The sequence below is a fragment of the Vibrio gangliei genome, assembly GCF_026001925.1.
In the GTDB taxonomy this organism is placed as follows: Bacteria; Pseudomonadota; Gammaproteobacteria; order Enterobacterales; family Vibrionaceae; genus Vibrio; species Vibrio gangliei.
This window is the reverse complement of the sequence record NZ_AP021870.1, coordinates 61,636-85,858: the sequence shown is the minus strand read 5'-3', so window position 1 is coordinate 85,858 and position 24,223 is coordinate 61,636. Positions and strand designations below refer to the sequence as shown.

Sequence of the window (24,223 nt, the reverse complement as noted above, 5' to 3'; positions counted from 1 at the left end):
TCCCAAAAAACTTACGACAGTAATTCGTTAATCACTTTCAACACACCGGCATCTTGGTTGCTCGGCGCAATAAAACGAGCCAACTTTTTCACTTCAGGATGAGCATTTTCCATTGCGTACGAGTAATAACTTTCTTTCAGCATTTCCGCATCATTAAAGTAATCACCAAAGCTCATGGTTTGCTCATAACTAAAGCCTAACGTGTTTTGCAAATGCTTAATTGCAGCGCCTTTTGAAGCCGTTGCATTCATCACATCCAACCAAATTTTGGCGCTCACCACGACTTGGTGTGACTGACCAAAATGTTGATTAATGGTTGGGTATACTAATTGCTCTGTACCACCAAAGTGACAAATTGCAATTTTGATAAAATCATCATCGACAGTCAGCACGTCTTCAACAAACTCACAACGTTGATAATATTTAGCAAATTCTTCTAGCGCTTGTGGATCTTGCGTTTCGATGTAAGCAGATTTCTTACCACACAACACTAAATGTGCCCCATCAATCAATCGAGCTTGTTTTACAATATCCGCTGCTTCCGCTTTTGGAATCGTACAGCTATATAGCTCTTGCCCTTGATGCATAACTAGAGTGCCGTTTTCTGCAATAAAATACATGCGGTCTTTGATCGGCTCAAAAGTATCCATCAAGCTGTAATACTGACGGCCAGACGCAGCAGCAAACATCACTCGATTAGCATCTAACTTTTCAAATACAGGATAAAATGCCGGGGCAAGCTGGCCATTTTCATCCAACAAGGTGCCATCCATATCGGTGGCGACAAATTTTATTTCAGGTTTCATAAACGACTATCTTAAAAAGTAAAAGGCCCAAATCAGACCTTAAAAATGAATTAACTGACCAGTTCAACATCGGTTTTCGGCACACAACAACAAGCCAGTACCTTGCCTTCATCAATTTCACCCGGGAACAGCGCAGGCATATCAGGTTGATCCACTTTGCCCGACTCCAGGGTCATTTTGCAGGTCCCACAAAAGCCAGAACGACAACTGTTGGCAACGGGAACGCCTGCTTTCTCAGCTTGCTCTAACAAGGTAGATTGATTGTCACCTTCAAATAGGTTGCCATCAATGCTAATGGTGATTTTCTTAACCGGTTCGACTTCCACCACATCTTGGCTGGTATCTGGGTAGAATTCTTTTTCTTTGGTTTCGAGCACTTCTACCACATCACCGGCGCGAATTAACCCTTCATTTTTCGCAATGACATTCTGACCAAAGAAAATCCCACCGGTTTCATCGGCACGGAATTTAGCTAGCGTATTTAGTGGCTCATTTTTTTCGCTGCGCATGGCGGTTTTTGGGTTTACCGTAGTCAGCACACAGCGCATGCAAGGCTTAACGATTTCAAACTCCACTTCACCAATGCGAATACGTTTCCAACCATCTTCAGCAAACGCTTCGGTGTTTGATACCACAATATTAGGCCTAAATTGGGCCATGCTGTGCGCAATACCTTCTGGGCTTCGAGCGTTCAATTCGTCTAGCGATGCTTGGCTCGCCAATAACAACGGATAACCGTCGGCAAAACTCACATTGGTTTGAATTTTTTCACGCTGACGATTCGATTGCTCACCGGTAAACAAAATTTGCACCGGCTTGCCAATCACAAAACTTGCCCAATCATTGGCCTTTGGGTGAGTCGAATAGGCGCTAAAAGTGTCATTCCATACTTGGCATTCTACTTCCTGATTTTCAAACTCATCAAACCGTAAATGAAGTGATTCTTTTGCTTCTGGGTAAGTAAGCACCAACCCACTTGCGGTGAGCGCCGATTTTATTCTCACCATTTGATGATGCTCACGTGCCGTCACCATTCGACCATTCATGTCTGCAACCATAAAACGACGGTCGAAGCTGAGCCCTTGTTTCTCAACCCAAGATGACGACAGTTCGATACCAGTGATGGATTTAACTGGGTAAACATTAATTTGACTCAGCACCGCGTCTTGCTTGTTTTCTAAGCCTATGGGCGCTAGCCCTAATGTGGCTTCAATTTTAGCAAGTTTTCTTTCTAATTCATTTTGGTGCTCGAATTCGGACTGGCTCATCATTGCTCCCTCTCAATATGGGTAGGAAGTGTAAAGAGTACCATCATTCAGGCCTAAGAGAGAGCATAAATAGGATGAAATATCAGGGCAATTACACTATGATTGCGCCCCGCACGAAAGCGTTTGCTTTTTCAATCTGCCCTGAGCGGCACTCATTTGTAGCATAAACGAATAAGGTGGGAACCATGACAACTTTGACCATTACACGCCCTGATGATTGGCACGTTCATTTACGTGACGGCGATGCTCTAGCCAACACAGTAAAAGACATCAGTCGCTACAATGGTCGTGCGCTTATCATGCCAAATACGGTTCCACCTGTGACCAATTTAGAGCAAGCGCTGGCTTACCGCGAACGCATTCAAGCGCATAATGCTAGTGATCAATTTGAGCCTCTAATGTCACTGTACCTTACCGATAACACCACACCAGAAATGATCCGCGAAGCACACGCTTCAGGTAAAGTGGTGGCTTGTAAACTTTACCCTGCTGGCGCGACCACCAATTCTGATTCAGGTGTAACGGATGCTAAAAATGTTTACCCAGCTTTAGAAGCGATGGCCGAAGTAGGCATGTTGCTGTTGATTCACGGCGAAGTGACCACTCACGACGTGGATATTTTTGATCGTGAAAAGACGTTCCTAGACACGGTTTTGGCTCCTATCGTTAATGACTTCCCGCACCTTAAAATTGTGTTAGAGCACATCACTACTCGTGAAGCGACTGAATTTGTTAAAAATGCTGGCGATAACGTAGCAGCAACCATTACTGCTCACCATTTGCTATTCAACCGTAATCACATGTTGGTTGGCGGCATTCGCCCGCACTTTTATTGCCTACCAATTCTAAAGCGTGGCACCCACCAGCAAGCGTTAATTGAAGCTGCAACATCAGGCAGCAAGAAATTCTTCTTAGGTACCGATTCTGCGCCGCACGCGCAAGGTAAGAAAGAAACCGCGTGTGGTTGTGCGGGTTCTTACACCGCTCATGCTTCTATCGAGCTATATGCTGAAGTATTCGACAAAGAAGACAAGCTTGAAAACTTGGAAGCCTTTGCCAGCCACAATGGCCCAGATTTTTATGGCATTCCACGCAACAGCGATACCATCACATTAGAAAAATCAGCCTGGACTGTACCAGCAACCATGCCATTTGGCGGCGATGTGGTTGTGCCAATCCGTGCGAATGAAGAGATTGAGTGGACAGTGAAATAAGTTATTGACCAATTAAATAACTAAACAATAAAGAGAAAAAGCCGTTTAATTTTCAATGATCAAACGGCTTTTTTGTTGCTTCGCTTAGCGATTGAATTGCCTTTCACATGGAATTCCATCCATATCGCCGTCCATTTTGGTGTCTGGACAGTTATCAAGGAAAAACTTCGCTTCCTCATACGTTCTCATTTGAGAGCAATGTTGCCTTCCATCACAGCGATAGTTCACCGCTTTCTTTACCGTTTGCTTCGCGACTTTTGGCTGAGATTGTAATTCAGAAAACTCAACGTTGGGCACACTACTTCTTTGATTGGAATAATATTGCCCCGCCGCCAAAGCAATCAATACGATAAAAATAAGTGTCTTCATATTGCTCTCTTCCTTGATACCAAATTTTGAACTTAAAATTTTGCCAATGTAACACCAGCATCCGATCTAATAAGACAATTCAGTATTCAAAAAATAAATTTTGCGGCAGACATAATAAAAAGGCCAACACAATGGTTGACCTTTCATCACTATTTTTAATTCTGAACTAATTCAATCCTTGCTCTTTTGCTATTTGCTTTGCCATTTGTGGGGCATTCCACAGAGAAGGCAACAGGATCAATGAAACCGGTACTGCGGTGATCACGATAAAGGATTGCAGGGCCGAAATACCGCCCGACCCCAGTGAAATCAAAATCAGAGCGGTTACCCCCATCATGATTCCCCAAAATGCACGAATACCAGCGTTTGGTTCGGTATCACCACTCATAACCACACTGATGGTATATGTCATAGAATCACCCGTTGTGATAATAAACACCGTCGTTAGGATCAAAAATAGAATCGACATTAGCATGGGTAATGGTAACTGCTGAGTCACAGCCAGCAATGCGCCCGGTAAATTAAAACCTTCAAAAGCCGAGCTGACACTTCCTGGATTAGAGATTTCAAACGCTAGCCCACTGCCGCCAATAATGGTGAACCAAAAACACGTCACCAGAGGCGCGACAATACAAATTGTTCCTATCAATTCACGAATCGAACGGCCTCGCGAAATACGGGCCACAAAAATCGCCATCATCGGAGCATAACCAATAAACCAACCCCAAAAGAATATTGTCCAGCCTCCTAACCAAGCCTCATCGCCGCGGTAGGTTGCCATCGGGATGAAGTTATCAATCATGGAACCAACGCCTTGAATATAGCCGTCGAAAATAAATCCCGTAGGCCCAAACAGTAAGATGTAAGCCATTAGGGCCACCGCTAGAATCACATTGTAGCGACTCAACATTTGCATACCACGATTAAGGCCACTCAATGCCGACAAGGTATAAAGCGCAATAGTGAATAGCACAATGATCATTTGAGTGGTGAAGCCATCAGGTAATGCAAATAGTTCATTTAATGCATAACTGATTTGCAGCCCCAAAAATCCAATCGGACCAATCGTACCGGCGGCAACGGCAACAATACAACACGCGTCAATTGCAGCCCCTAAATGGCCTTTCAAGGCTTTGTCACCTAAAACGGGATACAGTAAAATTCTTGGTTTGAGTGGTAAGCCTTTATCATAATGAAGGTGCATCACCACAATAGTGGATAAACTCCCCACAATCGCCCACGCTAAAAAGCCCCAGTGCATAAAGGCTTGAGATAACGCATTAATTGCACGCTGTTGAGTATCATCGGTGGCTTCATATACGGGAGGAGCGCTGACGAAATGCGCAATAGGCTCTGCTGCCGCCCAAAAAACACCACCGCCGGCTAATAAGGTACAGAACAATATGGCTGTCCAACGGAAATTCGGCATCTCCGGTGTGCGCACGCCACCAAGCACCACGCGGCCCGTTCTCCCCACAGCCAAATACAAAGCAATAAAAAACGTCGCTAACATTAATATTTGCCAATAAGGGCCAAACATTTTTACCGACCAAGAAAATCCAGTGTTAACAAGATAAGCCAATGTTTGAGCATCAAATAGCGCTAACAATACGAACAGTAAGATAAAACCACCGCTATACCATAAAGCAGGGTTACTCAAACTTAATTTTTCTATCGTAGACTCTGATTGAGATGATGAGTGAGTAAAAGAAGATGAAGATGTGGAGCTTATGGTGTTACTTAAATCAGGCATTTAGCCTCCGTCCAGTCCTTGTAGGTGTCGCTGAACCTTTTACCTACAAAGCAATATTTATATCTGTGGATATCCTTTTCAAGCAGATAGCCTTCTATTAGTCATGGTGTATTCAATACGCATTGTTTCGTTAGAGAACAAAACAAAAGCCAACTAATTTAGCCGCGATAGAATATAGACTTCCAACAAAAATGCAACCTAGATCACATTAAATACAAATAAAAAAGCAAGAACAAAAAAAACAAAAATCACAATTATTTCAAATAGATAAAAAATTAACCGTATGGTTGATTTATTGATACATTAATCAAAAAAGATTTATCTATTGATGCGGATATTGTATTGAACTCATCGCCCTCCCCTAAAACTATTTAGAATTCAAACTAAGAAACATAAAACCTAAACCCACAACCCGTTTTAATAAGTATCCACATTTATTGACCAAGTCATCCAATACAAACTATTGCAGAAAAAGCGGGATTGCATACCAACGAGTACCAAAGCTAAGGTAGACATACACTTAACTGCTTATCTCGGCTTGAATCAGCATTGCAAGACAAACTCAATGCTGTCGCCATCAAAGACTATGGGCAAACGGCATCAATTTGAGTGAGAAAGCACAGCAACAGCTACAACAATTTAATGAACAAGGTTATCACCATCTCGCGGTTTGTTTAGCAAAAACTCCGCTCTCCATCACGACAGACAGCCAAATAAAAGGCGCCCCCAAAGATTTCACGGTTGATATTCGCGAGCTTAAACTCTGCGCCGGCGCGGGATTTATTTACGCTTTATACGGCAATGTGATGACGATGCCCGGTCTACCCGAAAAACCGGCGTTCATGAATTTGGATATCGATGAAAACGGGAAAATTGTTGGGTTGAGTTAAATTAATCTCACTTTCGGCTTGGGTGTTAAAACATATTTCACAAAATAAAATATCGTTCTAATCTCAAACTAACAAGCAATCTGACCATCTTTCTGAAAAATCATTACCCATTGATTTACATTGAATAATCCATTTTATCAGTAGCTAATTTATTAGTTAATTCATCCAAGTTTTCCTTCATCACCAGATAATCTATTCTTTCCATTCCTCTTCTACCTTTTAAATCTGCTAACGGTTTTTATTGTCAAGATAAGTTAAAACGAGCCATCAGGAACATTTTTTCGCAATTCGTTGCATAAAAACCAGACGATTTTTCGAGTCACTATCGAATTCTCACAAAATTTAAGTGTGCATTACGTCAATTATCCTACAGTTGTTTCGCAGGAGAACTAAAGTTATCTCCCTACTAAATACCTTTATATTTTATTTTTATAACAATGGGTTAAGGATAATTATTATGGCTATAAGTCGAAATGGAGTGGCTAAAAACGCCTTTAGACTAAGCGCACTGACGGCATCTTGCCTGATGGCATTTAGTAGCTACGCGGCAGTGGATTGCAGCACGCTAGAAACTTGGGATGCCAGTGCGGTTTATACTGGCGGGCAAAAAGTACAACAAGATGGTAATGCCTACAGTGCCAAATATTGGACGCAAGGTAACAGCCCAAAAGAAGCGGGCGAATGGGGCGCTTGGGCTCTAGTCGATTCATGTTCCACCGATGAAATCACTAACGAAGTACCAACCGTGGATCTCACCTCTCCGACTGCTTCAACGTCAATCACTGAAGGCGATGTGGTCACACTCACCGCCAGTGCTGCCGATTCGGATGGCACGGTCGCTCGTGTCGATTTCTTGGTTGATGGCACTGTGATTGCACAAGCCACCAGCGCACCATATTCAGCAACTTGGACTGCGATTTCTGGTTCACATACTTTTAGTTCTGTTGCTTATGATGACCAGGGCGCAAGCAGTACAACTAGCTCAGTATCGCTCGATGTTCAAGCGGCTCAAACTGGCGGCAACCAAGCACCAACGGTTTCTGTTGCACTCTCAAGCAGCAGCGTCACTGTCGGTGAAGTGGTGACCTTAACTGCGACTGCGGCGGATTCAGATGGCACTGTCGATAAAGTCGATTTCTATGTGGCTGGCGCTTTAGTCGGCACCGTCGCTTCTGCGCCATACACGCTGAATTACACCACTACGCAAACTGGCTCTGTTTCGGTTATAGCTAAAGCCACCGATAATGAAGGCGCAGCAACCGAATCTTCCGCGACTACATTAAAAGTGATCAGCGACCAACCTATTGCTGCCACTTGTCATCCTGATGGCTTATACCAAACCGAAGGCGTGAACGTACCTTATTGCGATGCTTACGATGAAGAAGGTCGTGAGATCATGGGTGCCGATCATCCTCGCCGTGTGATTGGTTACTTTACCAGTTGGCGCGCGGGTAATGATCCGCAAGCAGCTTACCTAGTGAAAGACATTCCATGGGAACAATTAACTCATATTAACTATGCGTTCGTCAGCATTGGCTCGGATGGCAAAGTGAATATTGGTGATGTCAACGACCCGGAAAACCCTGCGGTAGGTAAAACTTGGCCGGGAGTCGATGTCGATCCTGAATTAGGCTTTAAAGGTCACTTCGGCGCATTGGCGACCTACAAAAAACGTTATGGTGTGAAAACCTTAATCTCGATTGGTGGCTGGGCAGAAACAGGCGGTCACTTTGCTGCCGATGGCTCACGCGTTAACGATGGTGGTTTCTATACCATGACCACCAATGCCGATGGTTCAATCAACCATGCTGCGATCGAAAAATTTGCTGATTCTGCGGTTGAGCTTATCCGTAAATACCAATTTGACGGTATTGATATTGACTACGAATACCCAACCTCGATGGCCGGTGCCGGTAACCCGCTTGATAAAGACATTATGGAACCTCGCCGTGAGCATCTATGGGCATCTTACCAAGAGCTCATGAAAGTGTTACGTGAGAAGATCGATAAAGCCTCAGCGCAAGACGATCAATACTACATGCTAACCATCGCAGCGCCATCTTCAGGCTACCTACTTCGCGGTATGGAAACCTTCGATGTCACGAAATACCTCGATTACGTCAACATTATGTCTTACGACTTACACGGCGCGTGGAACGATCACGTTAGTCATAACGCCGCGTTGTATGACACAGGTAAAGACTCAGAACTGGCACAATGGAACGTTTACGGCACAGCAGCGTATGGTGGCCTAGGTTATCTCAATACCGATTGGGCTTATCACTATTTCCGCGGTTCAATGCCAGCAGGCCGAATCAACATTGGTGTGCCTTACTATACTCGCGGTTGGCAAGGTGTGACCGGTGGCGATCATGGTCTATGGGGTCGTGCTGCTCTACCGAACCAATCTGAATGTGCAGACGGTACAGGTGAAGGCGAGAAAAATAACTGTGGTAACGGCGCAGTGGGTATCGACAACATGTGGCACGATACCGATCCACGCGGTAACGAAATGGGCGCAGGCTCGAACCCAATGTGGCATGCCAAAAACCTAGAAAAAGGCATTTGGGGCTCTTACGCCGATGCCTATGGTTTGAAACCGGATACCGATCCTTCCGATGTATTAACTGGCACTTATACCCGTTACTACGATGATGTAGCGGTCGCTCCTTGGCTATGGAATGAAGAGAAGAAAGTCTTCCTTTCTACTGAAGATAAAGAGTCGATCACCACCAAAGCGCAATACGTTATCGACCAAGGTATTGGCGGCATCATGTTCTGGGAATTGGCGGGCGACTACAGCTGTTATGTACTTGATGCAAATGGCAACCGTACCGATGTCGACCCTACTGAGCAAGCTTGTGCGACAGGTAACGGTGAATACCACATGGGTAACACCATGACCAAGACCATCTACGATGAGTTTAAGTCAGCAACGCCATACGGCAATAAAGTGGCAACCGGAGCGATGCCAGATCAAGTGGTGGATATTTCGGTCAACATTGGCGGCTTTAAAGTGGGTGACCAAAACTACCCTATCAATCCGAAAATCACCTTTACTAACAACACCGGTCAAGACATTCCTGGTGGCACGGAATTCCAGTTCGATATTCCTACCTCAGCGCCAGACAATGCCAAAGACCAATCAGGTGGTGGTCTAGCGGTGATTAGCTCTGGTCATACTCGCGCGGATAACGTTGGTGGTTTGGATGGTGTGATGCATCGCGTTGCCTTTACTCTTCCAGCATGGAAAGCTCTGCCTGCGGGTGAAAGCTATGAGCTAGATATGGTGTACTACCTACCTATCTCTGGCCCTGCAAACTACACCGTCAACATTAATGGCGTTGATTACGGCTTTAAGTTTGAGCACCCAGAGCTGCCAGTGGCTGAAATAGATACCAGCACAGATGGTGGTGATAACGGCAATGGCGATGGCACTTGTAGCGCTGACGGACTAGTGACTTACCCAGACTTCCCACAAAAAGACTGGGCAGGTAACCCAAGCCATGCCAACCAAGGCGATAAAGTCATCAACGATGGCGTGGTTTATCAAGCTAACTGGTGGACGTCATCTGAACCTGGTGACAATGCTGATTGGACGAAAGTGTGTACTTTATAATCCAGTCAGTTATCCAATAAGTTCCGAGATAATGTGAACAAAACTTAGATCTAAGCGCACCGGATTTTAAGGTGCGCTTATTTTATTTCCGCTCCGGTCTCTATGTTCCGCTTATTCACTCTATCTTGCCCTATTATTGGTGTTTTATTTCCTACCTCATGAGGGCAAAAAATCAGTTAATACCACAACTATTCTGTGAATTTAGCAACATGAAATCATAATGTGCAAAAATAATTCACACGGGAATCTCTCGCCCACATCACAACAAAATTACAACATTCCTAGCTATGTATTTCAATTAGATATCAAATAATTAAATCACATCCGTTTAAACGAATACTGAGCAAGTGACTCGTTAAATCCTATTAGATCTATCATTTACATTCTTCTGTGACAGTTATCTAATTTTTGCATTTTAATGACAAACTGTTTAGGGTACTAAACAGTTTACAAAGCATTGATGTTTCCGTTTTGTGAAAAAACTAGCCAAGGATGCTAAATAATGACCACCAAATTAGAAGTAAAAAACCTCTATAAAGTGTTTGGAGAAACGCCGGAAGATGCTTTCCCATTAATAGAAAAAGGCCTAGAGAAAGACGAAATTTTTGAAAAAACTGGGCTGACTGTCGGTGTGAAAGATGTTTCTCTTTCCATCAACGAAGGCGAAATTTTCGTCATCATGGGCCTGTCGGGTTCGGGTAAATCAACATTAGTACGTTTACTCAACCGTTTAATTGAGCCAACCAAAGGCCATGTTTATCTCAACGGTCAAGATATTGCCGTTATCTCACCAGAAGAATTACGTCAGGTACGCCGTAATAATATCAGTATGGTTTTCCAAAACTTCGCCCTAATGCCACACATGAGCGTGCTCGAAAATGCTGCTTTTGGCTTGGAATTAGCGGGCGTTGATTTGGATAAGCGTAATGATGCAGCTCGCAATGCCCTAGCGCGTGTGGGACTTGAAAGCCAATGTGATTCATACCCAGATGAGCTATCTGGCGGTATGAAGCAGCGTGTTGGCCTAGCTCGTGCACTGGCAACCGACCCAGATATTCTGCTAATGGATGAGGCCTTTTCAGCGCTCGACCCATTGATTCGTACTGAAATGCAAGATGAGTTGATCCGCCTACAAAACGATGACCGTCGCACCATCGTATTCATCTCACACGATTTAGATGAAGCCATGCGCATCGGTGACCGTATTGCCATCATGCAAAATGGTGTTGTTGTGCAAGTAGGTACACCAGATGACATTTTGCAAAACCCAGCCAACGATTATGTGGAATCTTTCTTTAGTGGCGTTAATGTTGCTGACGTTTATTCCGCCAAAGATATTGCTCGTAAAAAACCCGCTGCAGTATTTAAGAAAGGTGAAACCGATGGCCCGGCAGCCGCACTGCAAATCCTATCGGATCAAGATCGTGACTATGGTGTTGTGATCGACAAAGGAAATAAGTATTCCGGCATTGTGTCGCAAGACTCTCTCAAAACAGCCTACAAAGAAAAACGTCCTCTTAGCAGCGCATTGCTAAAAGACACCATTTCTTTGGATGCGGACACGCCTGTGAGTGAATTAATCAGCAAAGTTGCCGAAGTACCTTACGCGGTACCTGTGGTATCCGAAGATGGTTTTTATCACGGTGTGATCACCAAAACCCGCCTGCTGCAAACTTTAGATAGAGAGTAATCATTATGACGACTGAAACAAGTGTAAGTGCAGCACAAGCTGCCGATCCGTGGGCCTCTGCCGCGGCAACCACATCAAGCGATCCTTGGGCAACCGCCAGCTCAGCAGAAAGCACAACTTCATGGCTGAGCAATACGCCAACACAGCCCGTTGAACCCAGCATTGATTGGGCACACCCATTTAAAGATGCGGTGATCCCGTTTGACCATTGGGTTGAGACCGGCTTGAACTGGTTAGTTGCGCATGGTCGCCCAGTATTCCAAGCCGTGCGAGTACCGATCGACTTTATTTTAACGTCTTTCCAAACCGCCTTAGTGTCAACACCGTCTTTAATCATGATGGCGATCTTAGTGCTGATAGCTTGGCAATTGGCGGGTAAAAAAATGGGCTTTGCCACGTTAGCTTCCCTAGCCATTATTGGTTTTATAGGCGCATGGGATGAAGCTATGGTGACGCTCGCCCTCGTTCTCACCTCGGTTTTCTTCTGCTTATTAATTGGCTTACCAATGGGGATTTGGCTGGCACGCAGTGATTCGGCCGCCAAAGTGATTCGCCCTATATTGGATGCAATGCAAACCACACCAGCGTTTGTGTACTTAGTACCCATCGTCATGCTGTTTGGTATCGGTAACGTACCGGGCGTTGTGGTAACGATCATCTTCGCCCTACCGCCGATCGTGCGTTTGACCATTCTTGGTATTCAGCAAGTACCAGAAGAATTGATCGAAGCGGGTCACTCATTTGGCGCTAGCCCGAAACAAATGCTGTACCGCATTCAGCTGCCACTGGCGACGCCAACCATTATGGCTGGTGTTAACCAAACCTTAATGTTGTCGCTGTCTATGGTGGTTATCGCTTCTATGATCGCGGTAGGTGGCTTAGGTCAAATGGTATTGCGAGGCATTGGCCGCCTAGATATGGGCCTTGCCGCAGTCGGTGGTTTAGGCATTGTGATTTTGGCTATCTTGTTGGATCGCTTAACGCAAACCATTGGGGTTTCAGCGCGTGATAAGAAAACCAAATGGTATGAATCAGGCCCTGCGTCATTGATTTATAAGTTGGTGAAGCCGAAAGAAACCAATCAGCTTTCATCGAGCAAACAGGCGTCTAGCAAATAAACGCTTATTAATTAAACATCTAGTAAACAAAGCTACATCAGCGCAAGGAGGAACAAACGGGTTCCTCCGCCTGATTCAGTTAATTGGTAAATGAACACAATTAAGAAAGAACTCACTCGAACAATACATCACTCGAATGTCACTTAATTCGAAAAGAAAGACACAACAGGAGAAATGATGAAGACAACACGGATGAAAATCTTATTTAGCGCGACTTTACTCGCATCAGCGACGTCATTTGCTGTCAACGCCGATACTCTACCGGGCGAAGGTGTCACGGTTCAACCTGTGCAATCCACGATTGCCGAAGAAACGTTTCAAACGCTTTTAGTGAATAAAGCTTTAGAAAAACTGGGGTACGATGTTAAGCCTATTCAAAACGTAGACTACAACGTCGCCTATACCTCTATCGCCAATGGTGATGCCACTTTCCTAGCTTCTAACTGGGAACCTCTGCATACCGATAAGTATAAGCAAGCCGGCGGGGATGCCAAATTCTACCGTGAAGGGACTTACTCAACTGGTGCAGCGCAAGGCTACCTAATCGATAAAAAGACAGCGGATAAATACGGTATTACCAATATTGAACAACTAAAAGATCCAAAACTTGCCAAGCTATTTGATAGCAATGACAACGGTAAAGCGGACTTAACCGGCTGTAACCCAGGCTGGGGCTGTGAAGCCGTGATCAACCACCAGCTTAAAGATTTTGGTTTAGAAGATTCAATTGATAATAACCAAGGTAGCTATGCTGCCATCATCGCCGATACCATTTCGAGCTATAAAAGCGGCAAGCCTGTGCTTTACTACACATGGACACCTTACTGGGTGAGTGGCGTATTGGTTCCAGGTAAAGATGTCGTTTGGTTAGAAGTGCCGCATTCCTCACTTCCTGGCGAGCGTAGCGGTATTGATACCACCCTACCCAATGGCAAAAACTACGGCTTCCAAATGAACAGTATTCATATTGTTGCCAATAAAAAATTTGCTGAAGAAAACCCTGCCGCTGCGAAGTTATTTGCTGTGATGAAGCTGAACATTAACGACATCAGTGCCGAAAACTTAATGATGCGTAATGGCCAAAACAAAGCAGCTGATATTGAAGCGCATGCCAACGGTTGGATTAAAGCACACCAAGATTTATTTAATAGCTGGATTGAGCAAGCCAAAGCAGCGGCGAAATAAATCACTCCTCTATTTCAAGCTGCCCACTGCGGCAGCTTTTCTATTCTATCAAACTGAAATCAAAGAGATCACGGATGAAAAATACAACAAAAACACTGTATCTATCAGCTTTAGCGAGCTGTGCAATGTCTCTCTCCACTCAGGCCGATGAGCTACCAGGCAAAGGCATTACTGTACAACCGGTTCAATCCACCATTGCTGAAGAAACCTTTCAAACACTTATTGTTAATAAAGCAATGGAACAACTCGGCTACACGGTAAAAACAACGCAAGAAGTGGATTACAACGTCGCCTTTACTTCCATCGCCAACGGAGATGCCACTTACCTGGCGGTAAACTGGGATCCACAACAAAAAGACAAATACGAGCTGGGTGGTGGCGATGAAAAATTCTATCGCAAAGGTGTGTATGTCAATAACGCGGCACAAGGCTACATGATCGATAAAAAAACCGCCGATAAATACCACATCACCAACCTTGCGCAGCTGAAAGATCCTAAGCTCGCCAAACTGTTTGATACTGATGGTGATGGCAAAGCCGATCTCACCGGCGGTGAACCGGGCTGGACAACCGAATCTATTATCAATCACCAAATCAAAGCTTATGGTCTTGAAGATACCGTGACTCAGCAACAAGGCAGCTATTCCGCTTTAATTGCCGATACCATTTCACGTTATAAAAGCGGCCAACCTGTCATTTACTATACTTGGACACCGTATTGGGTGAGTAGTGTATTAGTTCCAGGTAAAGATGTGGTTTGGTTGCAAGTGCCTTTTTCTGCCATGCCTGAAGGGCTACAACAAGATACTGAACTACCAAACGGCAATAACTACGGTTTCCAAGTGAACACCATGCGTATTGTCGCCAACAAACAATTTGCGCAAGACAACCCAGCGGCAGCTAAGCTGTTTTCTATCATGAAGCTCGATATTAACGATATCAGCAAACAAAACATGATGATGCGTCAAGGGCAGAACAAACCGGCCGATATTGAAGCCCAAGCCGATGGCTGGATTAAAGCTCACCAAAAACAATTTAATGGATGGATTGAGCAGGCGAAAGCGGCTGCAAAATAACGCACAAACTCAAATAACACTGGAGCGGTGAATGTGCCGCTCCAATTATTCAAATTAATCCTTTTCCAACATAAGGAATTATTGTATTTTCCTGCTCTCAAACACAGGGGCAAGCACATGGATAAACACGAAGAAGTCTTGATCGCGATTCGACAAATCATTCGCGCCATCGATCTACACTCACGACAACTCAATAAAGAGCTTGGTTTAACCGGCCCGCAGCTGTTAATCATGCGCTCAATTCGTGATTCAGGTGAAGTGACTATTCGCCAGATCTCGATCAATACCAACATGAGCCAAGCGACTGCAACTACCATTATCGACCGCATTGAAAAACGCGGGTTAGTGGAACGTCGCCGCAGCCAACTAGACAAACGTAAAGTTCACGCCTACTTAACTGAAGAAGGCGCCGCCTTGCTAGAGAAAGCCCCTCTGCCACTGCAAGATCACTTTATCCAACGCTTCCAAAACCTTGAAGCGTGGGAACAGTCTTTGTTGTTATCATCCGTACAACGCATTTCTACCATGATGAACGCTGCTGATCTGGATGTTGCACCTTTACTTGAAGTCGGTAACATTGCGCACCAACCTAGTTCAAATAATCATTAAGGTCTGAATAATGAAGTACGAATGGATTTTCTTCGATGCCGACGAGACGTTGTTTCACTTTGATGCGTTCAAAGGCATGCAACTGATGTTTGAGCGTAAAGGCGTGACCTTCACTGAACAAGATTTTAGTGAATACCAAGCGGTCAACAAACCGCTGTGGGTGGATTATCAAAATGGCGATATTACTGCCGAGCAACTAAAACACATTCGTTTTGAAGGTTGGGCCAATAAATTGGGCACTACGCCATCAGAGCTGAATACTGCATTCTTAGAAGCCATGGCAGATATTTGTGCAGTGCTACCCGGCGCCAAAGAACTCATGGAGTCGATTGCAGGTAAAGCCAAAGTCGGCATCATCACGAACGGTTTTACTGATTTACAAGAAATTCGCCTCGCCCGTACTGGTATGAACAAATACGTCGAGCAGGTGATCATTTCAGAGCAAGTGGGCACCGCCAAACCGGATCAAATCATTTTTGAACACGCCTTAAACCGCGCCGGAAATCCATGCAAATCCAAAGTATTAATGGTGGGTGATAACCTGCATTCTGACATTCTGGGCGGAATTAATTTCGGTATTGAAACCTGCTGGCTCAACTCACACGGCGCACAAGCCACAGACGGGATTAACCCGCACTACACCGTGAGCTCACTAGGTGAATTACAGGCGATCTTGGAAGCATAAGACTCACCGTTAATCGCCAAATAACAAAAGCGCTTCATAGAACTATGAGGCGCTTTTTGATATAAGCAAACTAAATAGCCTCATCTGAGGATAGATAAATAAGAACCTACTTTTTTTTACTCAACTTCACCAAGGTGTCATGCCAAGCGTTACTGCCATCTTTTTTAGAGACATCGTATTCGGCGCAAAATTGAGAAATCGTCATATTGCTGTCGCCGGTCGCCAGTTTTAGTGCCAACTGTACTTGTTGCAACTTACCTTGCAGACGCATCACTTGTCCGGCATTAGGGTTCTTTTCTTTGGCGTATTTGAGCGCAGCGTGTTTACGCTCAGCAGCTCCAGCTCGGCGATCAGCTTCACCTAATAAGTGTTTGAGTTGTGCAACACTTTTGCCTTTTTTGAAAGCAGGTTCAAGCAGCTCTACGCACTCTTCAAACGTTGGATTAACCACATAAGGATCGATTTTCTGAGCTTGTTGGCGCATCCACTTCAATGCGAGTTTTTCATCTGACATAACGGAATCTTTTCAAAAATGGGCCAACAGGGTATCGCTCTACTCTTGGCCGTTGCAAACAAAAGTTAAGCGTGGCTGACTACTGCAAATCTTTACAGGGAATAAGGCTTAGGCTTTTTTAACATATTTGGCCGACACCATCATATCGCCCGCGCCCGATAACTTACAATCTAGCTCATGATCTTTGCCTTCGATAATACGGCGAATCGAGCCTTTCGTGCCAATCTTCAACACTTGCGATGTGCCCGTTACTTTCAAATCTTTAATCAAGGTGATCTTATCGCCCTCTTCCAGCGCCGTGCCGTTGGTATCACGCGCAACAAACACATTCTCCAGCTCTTCTTGCGGGTTCCACTCATATGCACATTCAGGGCAAATCAATTGTTCTTGATCTTGGTACACATATTCCGACTGACAATTTGGGCAAGCAGGTAAAGACATGGTTTTCTCTTTTCTAAATACAACGAATCAAATAAAAGCAGGCGTAAGCTTACAGTATCAAGCCAACAAATTCATGACTTACTTCGTTTTCTCAAAAGTGTGTTGAAGGTAAGCGAAGCGAGTAGCGTTCGCAAGCGTTTCGGTTGATGGGGGCTTACTTAGCTGTAATGACAATTGCAGACCGAGCATCAGCAATTTATAAATCGCTTTTGGGCAAGCATTAATCCTCCAACCCGGTCATCCCGCACATGAGCCTAAGCGAAGAAGATGCGGGATCTCGCTTTCACGTAAGTTTCGTTGGTGTGAAAGATTCTGGATAATTCGTGCCTTATTTCCGGAAAGACAGGTTTTAAAGATAGTTAAAGTGCAAAATGTTACCGGTTCGCTAACTAAAAATTGGACAGAAACGCGTTAGAGTTTCCACTTAATTTAGCAAAATACGGATTAAATCAGGTATGGGAAACCCCATAGTCTCTGCTGAAAGTGTGGTTCAGATAGCATAGATTAATACTAGAACTCTCATCCGCATTGGATGAGAGTTCTATCGTATAAATTTTGTTGGCTCGTTTTTAAATCAGGAATTTATAACCCAGCGATATCATCAGCAGACTGAGTGATACTGAAATGGTTCGTTGAATCAGTTTGGCGCCATACTTCATTGCTGATGAGCTACCAACATGGTTCCCAAGTAAATTCATTGCTACTAAAGGCATTGCCAGCATATATAAGACGTTACCTGCAATCATGAAGGCGAATAATGCGCCGATGTTAGAGGAAAAGTTAAACAACTTGGAAGTCGCTGATGCTGAAACTAAATCGAACCTAAGTAAGTAGTGTAACGCCAGAATTAGAAAGCTACCGGTACCAGGACCAAAGAATCCGTCATAGAAACCAATTACAAGTACAGCAGTTGGAACGCCAAATAAAATGACTGTTTTATTAATTGGAGCAGAGTTATCTTCATTGCGATTCTTCTTCGGAATGAACGATAAAATTATTCCGAAAGGGAGCATAAAGAGAATGATTTTACCGATAGTATCGGGATCAAAGTAGAGAATAGCTTGTGCACCCGCGTACGCACCGATGAGGCCGGCTGGGATACCTGTTGCCACGGCAGTCCAAATTACTTTTTTATTTCGTATAAAATTACGTATTGCTGCGATAGTACCTAATGTGCTGACAATTTTTTCTTGTCCAAGAGCTAATTGAGGTGGCAATCCAGCAAGGATAAAAGATGGGACTAAGATTAATCCTCCACCGCCTGCTACTGAGTCAATGAAACCAGCCGCAAAGGCTGATACCATTAATGCCACTAGTATTAAAAGCGTAATATCATTTCCTAACCATTCCATCGCTATCTCTCCGACTATTCATTTCCACATGCTTTTATCAGCACAGAAGTATCAAGACGACCAAATCCTCTTTCTTGCAAAGAGAGGTACTGACGATCAATTTCTTCAGTAAGAGGAAGAGATAACCCATTTTTTTCTGCTTCGTTAAGACAAAACCTGAGGTCTTTGCGCATCCAGTCAATTGCAAACCCAAAGTCAAACTTGTTCTCAGACATAGTGACTGCACGGTTTTCCATCTGCCATGATCCTGCTGCTCCATGTTTTAACACATCAACAACCTGCTCTATGTTCAGACCTGATTTCTGGGCAAGAAGCACCGCTTCACTGAGTCCTTTTAAAACCCCAGCAATACATATCTGATTAACCATCTTGCATCTCTGCCCCTGACCGTTGTCACCCAGCAGAACGACTTGATTTGAATAACTTGAGAGTACTGGAGAAATAGCTTCAAAAACGTCTTTTTCTCCACCACACATGATGGTTAACACGCCATTCTCAGCGCCTGCCTGGCCACCTGACACTGGAGCGTCAATGAAATGTATGCCTTTCTCCGCACACTTAGAAGCAAGTTCCTCGGCCAGCTCTGCTGATGTTGTTGTGTGGTCGAGCAATACCGAACCTGCACACATACTGTTAAGTACACCAGTATCACCATATACGACACTTCGAACGTCATCATCATTTCCGACACAGAGAGCAACAACATCGGCTCCCTCAGACGCTTCTGATGGTGTAACCACAGACTTACCCGCATATTCAGTTGCCCAATTTTGAGCCTTTGAAGTCGTACGGTTATAGACAGTAACGTCAAAGCCACGATTTGAAAGATGTCCTGCCATTGGATATCCCATTACACCCAAACCAATGAAAGCGACTTTTGAAATGTTATTTGAATTATTCATATTGTTCCCTTTTTACTGACGATGCTTATTACATTGAAATACCTTAATTGATCATATTGACATATGTCAATGCGGTTAATTTACTTATGTTTATAATTTTTCAAATGAATTAAACTAGGTAACAATCTGTGAGAGTCATTGAAGTATCTGTAGGAGCGCCAGTGAGCAACGCCAAGTTTGTCAAAATTGCCAACATCATCGAGAGTCGAATTGAAACGGGGGAATATAAACCTAACTCAAAGCTACCGACTCACAGAGTGCTTGCCGATGAACTGGAAACGACACCAGCGACCGTCGCCAAAGCCTACAACCTACTTGCAGATAAAGGGAGAATTGAATCACACGTAGGTCGGGGAACCTATGTATGTGAAAGGTCTGATTTGGGTAAAGCGATCCAGGCACCGGAGCATAGTGACGATTATAATTTTTCTATTCTTCAGCCTTGTCTGCATAAAAATGTTGATTCACTTCAACGGGCTTACCAGTCTACAGCGAATAAAATAACATCGGAGCTGATCGGCTATGTTGAGCATTCAGGGCATGAAACCCATCGTCAAGCTGGAGTGACTTGGGCTGAGCACTATGGTTTGGAAGGCGGGAATGCCAACAATACAATTCTGACCAGTGGCGCACAACATGCGCTCTCTCTACTCATCGACGCTATGACGAAACCTGGCGATACCATCGCTGTAGAGTCTCTTACTTACCCTGGTATTTTTGCTATAGCCAATCTTTCTGAGCGTAATATCGTGGGTGTTCCGATGGATGAATATGGGGTATCTCCGGACGCTTTAGACGCGGTTATTGCAGAGCACAAACCTAAACTGGTCATTATCGTTCCATCACACCAGAACCCAACCGGAATCACCATGCCTGAATTTCGCCGGGAAGAGGTCGCTAAGGTTATTCGTCAACATAACATATGGCTTGTTGAAGATGACATTTACTGTTTTCTTGATGAGAAGCCAATACCCACTATCAGTAACTTTATTCCAGAACTCTCTTTTCATATATCGGCACTTTCGAAAGCAATCAGTCCAGCTATGAGATGTGGCTATATCAAAGCGCCCGATAGCCAGATTGCTCTGCTAAATGCCCATATACGAGCGACTATCTGGCTTCCATCTCCCATCAACTTTAGCGCTGCAACCCACATGATAGAAACAGGGGAAGCATTTGAATTAGCAAACTCTCAACGTAGCACTGCTCAAGAAAGGCAGTTAATGGCTCGCGAGATCATCCCAACGATTCAATGCAGATCCACTGGATATCACATCTGGTTGCCTTTACCAGAACAATGGAAAGCAGAGCACCTAGTTCAACAAGCTAAAAATCAAAATATCCTTGTCAGCAGTGGCAGCTATTTTGATGTAAATGGCATAGAAGCGGGTCATATCCGTCTTTCATTAATGTCAGTCAGCACTGAAGCGAGGCTACGCGAAGGGCTTAATAAGTTGAAATCTCTCTTGGATTCAAAAGTAAATACTTTGTTCCCATTTTAGTCAGTAGATAGGTGGATTTAGCAAAGAGAGCCTCAATGGTTGTACATGAGGTTTGAACAGTAATCCAAAAAGCATTCGCCTTGTAGCATTACTAAAGTTTGTTAGGTGATCCTCTTATGCAGTCTGTTCGAGGAACCCGATGAACAATAAACAGGGCAAAATCAATTTAGCCATAAAAAGCTGAATTTAAATCTGGAACATCTGAATCAGGAAAACCTCTTTCGAAACTCGCGTGGTGTTAATCCAACAATATTGATAAAGGCCTTTCGACATGCACTGATATCTTCGTAACCAACTTGGTTGGCTATCCATTCAAATGAGTGTTTTGTACTTTCCAGGTAGTCACATGCATTCTGTATTCTGAGACGCTGCAAATACTGATTTGGATTGTAACCCGTAGCCTTTAGGAACCGTCTTTGCATAGTACGTTCAGTAAGGTTTACTTGCTTCGCTAACTGATGTATCGATAACGGTTCCATATGACCTTGATGCATTATTTGTTGAACCGAAACAATCACCATATCACCATGAGCGAACGATGGTTTGAATTGTTGATAATAGCTCTGTTCTCTCTGCACGGTGTCGATAACAAGTGTTTTACCAAGTTGGCGAACAACCCTGGGAGAAGAATATTTAGAGACCAGTTCAAACCCGAGATCCAGCCACGACATCATACCGCCCGCCGTCACTATGTCACCGTGATCGATCAATATCTTATTGCTGTTAAGAGGAATCTCCGTAAACATTCTGGTAAATGTTTCTGCTAACGCCCAATGGGTTGTCACTTCTCTTTTCCCAAGCAAGTTCGTTGCCGCCAAAATAAATACCCCCGCGCAAGCAGATGATAGAACTGTACCTTTGGAATATTGCTTTCTAAGCCATTCAATATGTTTGGCTTCAGGTGCTAAGTAATAATAATCAATTGAAGCTGGCGGTAATATAACAACTGTAAAACTATCTTCTATCAGATCAGTATGTGGGATAATGATTGGCTCAAACAAAACATCAATACCTTGCTCTCGACAAACTCTGCTTGCTAGTAAAAACAATTCTTCAAGACCATAAACCGCAGACTTCAATACAGAAGGATACTCACAAATTCCAATGGATATTTTTTTCATACGACTCTATACGCGTGTCGGTTTTTGCCCTTTTTATGTCATTTTAACCACTAAAAAGACTACAGCAAGTTGCTCATAATTTTCCTGAACAAAAAGTTAAAACAAAAGGAAATCAAAAATGAACAAAACTGCATTACTTATAATTGATATACAAAATGATTACTTCCCTAAAGGTAAATTCCCATTATGGAATACAGATAAGATCCTGATAAACATTAAAGAATTAATTGCTAAAGCTAACCAACAGCATATTCCAGTCTTTCTTATCCAACACGTATCTTCGGCTCCTAAGGGAATGGCACCTTTCTTTAAAAAAGGTAGTGAAGGAGCGAATATCCACCCAGAAATAATCGCGATATGCCCTAATGCAGATGTCATACAGAAACAGCATGCAGATAGCTTTTATCAAACTCATTTAGAGAAATCACTGGAAAAGTTTGATATTGATGAGTTACTGATATGCGGGATGATGACACAAAATTGCGTTACGCATACTGCTATATCAAAGAAAGCAGAAAAATATAAAGTGTCAATTATTGAAGACTGTTGCACAACTACAGATGCGATGATTCATAAAATTGCGTTGAATGCAGCATCACCTCGCGTACCTCTAGTAACGTTTTCCGAAGTATTATAGAAATAGTCATTAGAAAATGTATTGAAACCTCACAGGTATCATTTTCTAGTGAGGTTTCGCCTCTACTCACAATGGGGCACTTTCGTGCTAGAAGGTGCCGAATGAAACAATTCTGTCGGATAGGCAACACCTGTTACCAGATGCCGCTCTCCTAAAAACCTTTGCATTCTGGAGTTAAGCGTTAGCAGTTCCTATCATTTACACCAAGCAAGTAATTCCTATAACAACCTAGCTCTACAGGGCATCCAGAAATGTCAGCAACTGACTAAGCTCACTTTCATCCACTCTAATCCAGCGTAGCATGTCACTGCGTCTGTCCAGCGATTCATTATTATCGAGAATCATTTGATCGGAGACTGTCGGATCCCGATAGTAGAAAATGGGACTGATATGATGCTTAACCACCCCTTTCAATGTAGGAAAAATACCATTATGTCCATATGGAGCCGTTTTAGATACCGCTACCAATGAAGGCGTTCTAAACGCATATCTATCACTGTTGTCCAGAGTCACCAGTGCTCGACCAAAATCTTGTCCAAACATGTGGGGGCCTTGATTTCCCTGAGGAACACCAATTGAATGAAACGACATATCACTCATTAAGTCCCCAGAATGACAAGAAGCACAACGCGCCTTACCATAAAAAAGTATGGCACCGCGTTTTTGCACTTCTGACAATGCAGACGTATCGCCATTTATGTATTGTTCCCAAGCTGAAGGCGTACACTCCTCACTGATCTTCTGCCTTATGAAGCTTGCCAATGCATTACCAACCAAAGGTAACGTCAGGTCTGCCTGAGGTATGTTGGCAGATTCCATTGCGGCCAGCAGCATTCGAACATCAGGATCATTTTTTTCGAGTAGCCTTTCTTGAATGAAGGTATTTTGAGCAGGCACCTTGTCAGCATAGTATTGTGACTCAACTAGGTCGACATGCCGATTGGTATTGAATCGTTTACTGGTCCCGAGAAACTCGTCACGAGCCAACAGTGGTAAAACTGCCGCAACAGCGAGCGCAGAATCAAAGCCCAACGATCTCCCCTCGCCAACGGGTGAAAAAATCTTTCCGTCAATAGCTTGAACCTTACCATCCCAAAAGAACGTATTGAATCGGCTATCACCCCGAGCAAAAAGAGTAAAAGCGTTACGCGGCACAACTGCGCCATCACTAGCTAACCTCTCCTCACCTTCACCTATCCCTCCAACACCAATCGCTAAAGGTAGCCCATCAGTGAGTGCCTTGTTATCAAGATGGCAATTAGCACAAGCAGTATCCTTATCCCCACTCAACACAGGGCGTTCAAATACCACTTTGCCCACATCTGCCAAATACGAAGGTTCTTTCACCAACGGCTTTGAACAAACATTCCCTTCAAGCTCAAACGCTTGAATAGCCACCCTTAATGTCTCATCCAGAGACATAGCGCTAACCTGGAATGACGCAAACATAACAAGAAGCCAGGCTTTCACAT

The 24,223-nt window shown here is 43.9% G+C and carries 20 protein-coding genes and 1 pseudogene; 11 read left to right on the top strand and 10 right to left on the bottom strand.

Going from position 1 to position 24,223, the window contains the following annotated elements:
• Positions 1–11 precede the first annotated feature (11 nt).
• Both Vgang_RS12390 and Vgang_RS12385 read right to left on the bottom strand, forming a co-directional pair.
• Positions 12–806, bottom strand: a complete 795-nt coding sequence (locus Vgang_RS12390; RefSeq protein ID WP_105901163.1) for a Cof-type HAD-IIB family hydrolase — start codon at positions 804–806, stop codon at positions 12–14.
• A 50-nt stretch (positions 807–856) separates the two neighbouring features.
• Positions 857–2,074: a YcbX family protein gene (locus Vgang_RS12385; RefSeq protein WP_105901162.1), complete on the bottom strand. Its 1,218-nt coding sequence runs from the start codon at positions 2,072–2,074 to the stop codon at positions 857–859.
• Positions 2,075–2,259: 185 nt separating this feature from the next.
• On the opposite strand from Vgang_RS12385, the gene pyrC reads away from it, so the two are divergent.
• Positions 2,260–3,288 carry a dihydroorotase gene (gene pyrC / locus Vgang_RS12380; RefSeq protein WP_105901161.1) on the top strand — a complete coding sequence of 343 codons (1,029 nt, stop codon included), beginning with the start codon at positions 2,260–2,262 and terminating at the stop codon, positions 3,286–3,288.
• 84 nt (positions 3,289–3,372) lie between these two features.
• Here pyrC and Vgang_RS12375 read toward each other — a convergent pair whose 3' ends face one another.
• Positions 3,373–3,657 (bottom strand): excalibur calcium-binding domain-containing protein, encoded by a 285-nt coding sequence (locus tag Vgang_RS12375; protein ID WP_105901160.1) that lies wholly within the window; start codon positions 3,655–3,657, stop codon positions 3,373–3,375.
• A 166-nt stretch (positions 3,658–3,823) separates the two neighbouring features.
• Positions 3,824–5,410, bottom strand: coding sequence for a BCCT family transporter (locus Vgang_RS12370; protein ID WP_105901159.1), 1,587 nt, complete (start codon positions 5,408–5,410; stop codon positions 3,824–3,826).
• Between the two features lie 540 nt (positions 5,411–5,950).
• Here Vgang_RS12370 and Vgang_RS12365 point away from each other — a divergent pair.
• The 8 genes and pseudogenes from Vgang_RS12365 to yjjG all read left to right on the top strand — a co-directional run.
• Positions 5,951–6,300: pseudogene (locus Vgang_RS12365) on the top strand (formate--tetrahydrofolate ligase); the annotation flags it as partial.
• 457 nt (positions 6,301–6,757) lie between these two features.
• Positions 6,758–9,919 (top strand): chitinase C-terminal domain-containing protein, encoded by a 3,162-nt coding sequence (locus tag Vgang_RS12360; protein WP_105901158.1) that lies wholly within the window; start codon positions 6,758–6,760, stop codon positions 9,917–9,919.
• 502 nt (positions 9,920–10,421) lie between these two features.
• Complete coding sequence (gene proV, locus Vgang_RS12355; protein WP_105901157.1) at positions 10,422–11,609, top strand: glycine betaine/L-proline ABC transporter ATP-binding protein ProV; 1,188 nt, start codon at positions 10,422–10,424, stop codon at positions 11,607–11,609.
• Between the two features lie 5 nt (positions 11,610–11,614).
• Positions 11,615–12,727 (top strand): glycine betaine/L-proline ABC transporter permease ProW, encoded by a 1,113-nt coding sequence (proW, locus tag Vgang_RS12350; protein WP_105901156.1) that lies wholly within the window; start codon positions 11,615–11,617, stop codon positions 12,725–12,727.
• A gap of 192 nt (positions 12,728–12,919) precedes the next feature.
• On the top strand, positions 12,920–13,912 hold the full coding sequence (proX, locus tag Vgang_RS12345) for a glycine betaine/L-proline ABC transporter substrate-binding protein ProX (RefSeq protein ID WP_245879890.1): 993 nt from the start codon (positions 12,920–12,922) through the stop codon (positions 13,910–13,912).
• Between the two features lie 74 nt (positions 13,913–13,986).
• Positions 13,987–14,988 (top strand): glycine betaine/L-proline ABC transporter substrate-binding protein ProX, encoded by a 1,002-nt coding sequence (proX, locus tag Vgang_RS12340; protein ID WP_105901154.1) that lies wholly within the window; start codon positions 13,987–13,989, stop codon positions 14,986–14,988.
• A gap of 117 nt (positions 14,989–15,105) precedes the next feature.
• The gene (locus Vgang_RS12335) at positions 15,106–15,597 is read left to right on the top strand and encodes a MarR family winged helix-turn-helix transcriptional regulator (protein ID WP_105901153.1); all 492 of its coding nucleotides are present in this window, start codon (positions 15,106–15,108) and stop codon (positions 15,595–15,597) included.
• Positions 15,598–15,607: 10 nt separating this feature from the next.
• The gene (gene yjjG / locus Vgang_RS12330; RefSeq protein ID WP_105901152.1) at positions 15,608–16,282 is read left to right on the top strand and encodes a pyrimidine 5'-nucleotidase; all 675 of its coding nucleotides are present in this window, start codon (positions 15,608–15,610) and stop codon (positions 16,280–16,282) included.
• A 106-nt stretch (positions 16,283–16,388) separates the two neighbouring features.
• Here yjjG and Vgang_RS12325 read toward each other — a convergent pair whose 3' ends face one another.
• The 4 genes from Vgang_RS12325 to Vgang_RS12310 form a co-directional block, all read right to left on the bottom strand.
• On the bottom strand, positions 16,389–16,796 hold the full coding sequence (locus tag Vgang_RS12325; protein ID WP_105901151.1) for a hypothetical protein: 408 nt from the start codon (positions 16,794–16,796) through the stop codon (positions 16,389–16,391).
• A gap of 108 nt (positions 16,797–16,904) precedes the next feature.
• Positions 16,905–17,237, bottom strand: coding sequence for a zinc ribbon domain-containing protein YjdM (locus Vgang_RS12320; protein ID WP_105901150.1), 333 nt, complete (start codon positions 17,235–17,237; stop codon positions 16,905–16,907).
• A 569-nt stretch (positions 17,238–17,806) separates the two neighbouring features.
• Positions 17,807–18,589 (bottom strand): TSUP family transporter, encoded by a 783-nt coding sequence (locus Vgang_RS12315; protein WP_105901149.1) that lies wholly within the window; start codon positions 18,587–18,589, stop codon positions 17,807–17,809.
• 14 nt (positions 18,590–18,603) lie between these two features.
• Positions 18,604–19,491, bottom strand: coding sequence for an NAD(P)-dependent oxidoreductase (locus tag Vgang_RS12310; protein WP_105901148.1), 888 nt, complete (start codon positions 19,489–19,491; stop codon positions 18,604–18,606).
• Between the two features lie 161 nt (positions 19,492–19,652).
• Between Vgang_RS12310 and Vgang_RS12305 the strand changes: the two genes are divergently transcribed.
• Positions 19,653–20,993, top strand: coding sequence for an aminotransferase-like domain-containing protein (locus tag Vgang_RS12305; RefSeq protein ID WP_105901147.1), 1,341 nt, complete (start codon positions 19,653–19,655; stop codon positions 20,991–20,993).
• A gap of 206 nt (positions 20,994–21,199) precedes the next feature.
• Here the strand turns inward: Vgang_RS12305 and Vgang_RS12300 are convergent, their stop codons facing one another.
• Positions 21,200–22,114, bottom strand: a complete 915-nt coding sequence (locus Vgang_RS12300) for a GlxA family transcriptional regulator (protein WP_105901146.1) — start codon at positions 22,112–22,114, stop codon at positions 21,200–21,202.
• Between the two features lie 118 nt (positions 22,115–22,232).
• On the opposite strand from Vgang_RS12300, the gene Vgang_RS12295 reads away from it, so the two are divergent.
• Entirely contained in the window at positions 22,233–22,751 is a 519-nt protein-coding gene (locus tag Vgang_RS12295; RefSeq protein ID WP_105901145.1) for a cysteine hydrolase family protein, read from the top strand.
• 234 nt (positions 22,752–22,985) lie between these two features.
• Here the strand turns inward: Vgang_RS12295 and Vgang_RS12290 are convergent, their stop codons facing one another.
• Positions 22,986–24,221 (bottom strand): His-Xaa-Ser system-associated MauG-like protein, encoded by a 1,236-nt coding sequence (locus Vgang_RS12290; RefSeq protein ID WP_105901144.1) that lies wholly within the window; start codon positions 24,219–24,221, stop codon positions 22,986–22,988.
• Positions 24,222–24,223 lie beyond the last annotated feature (2 nt).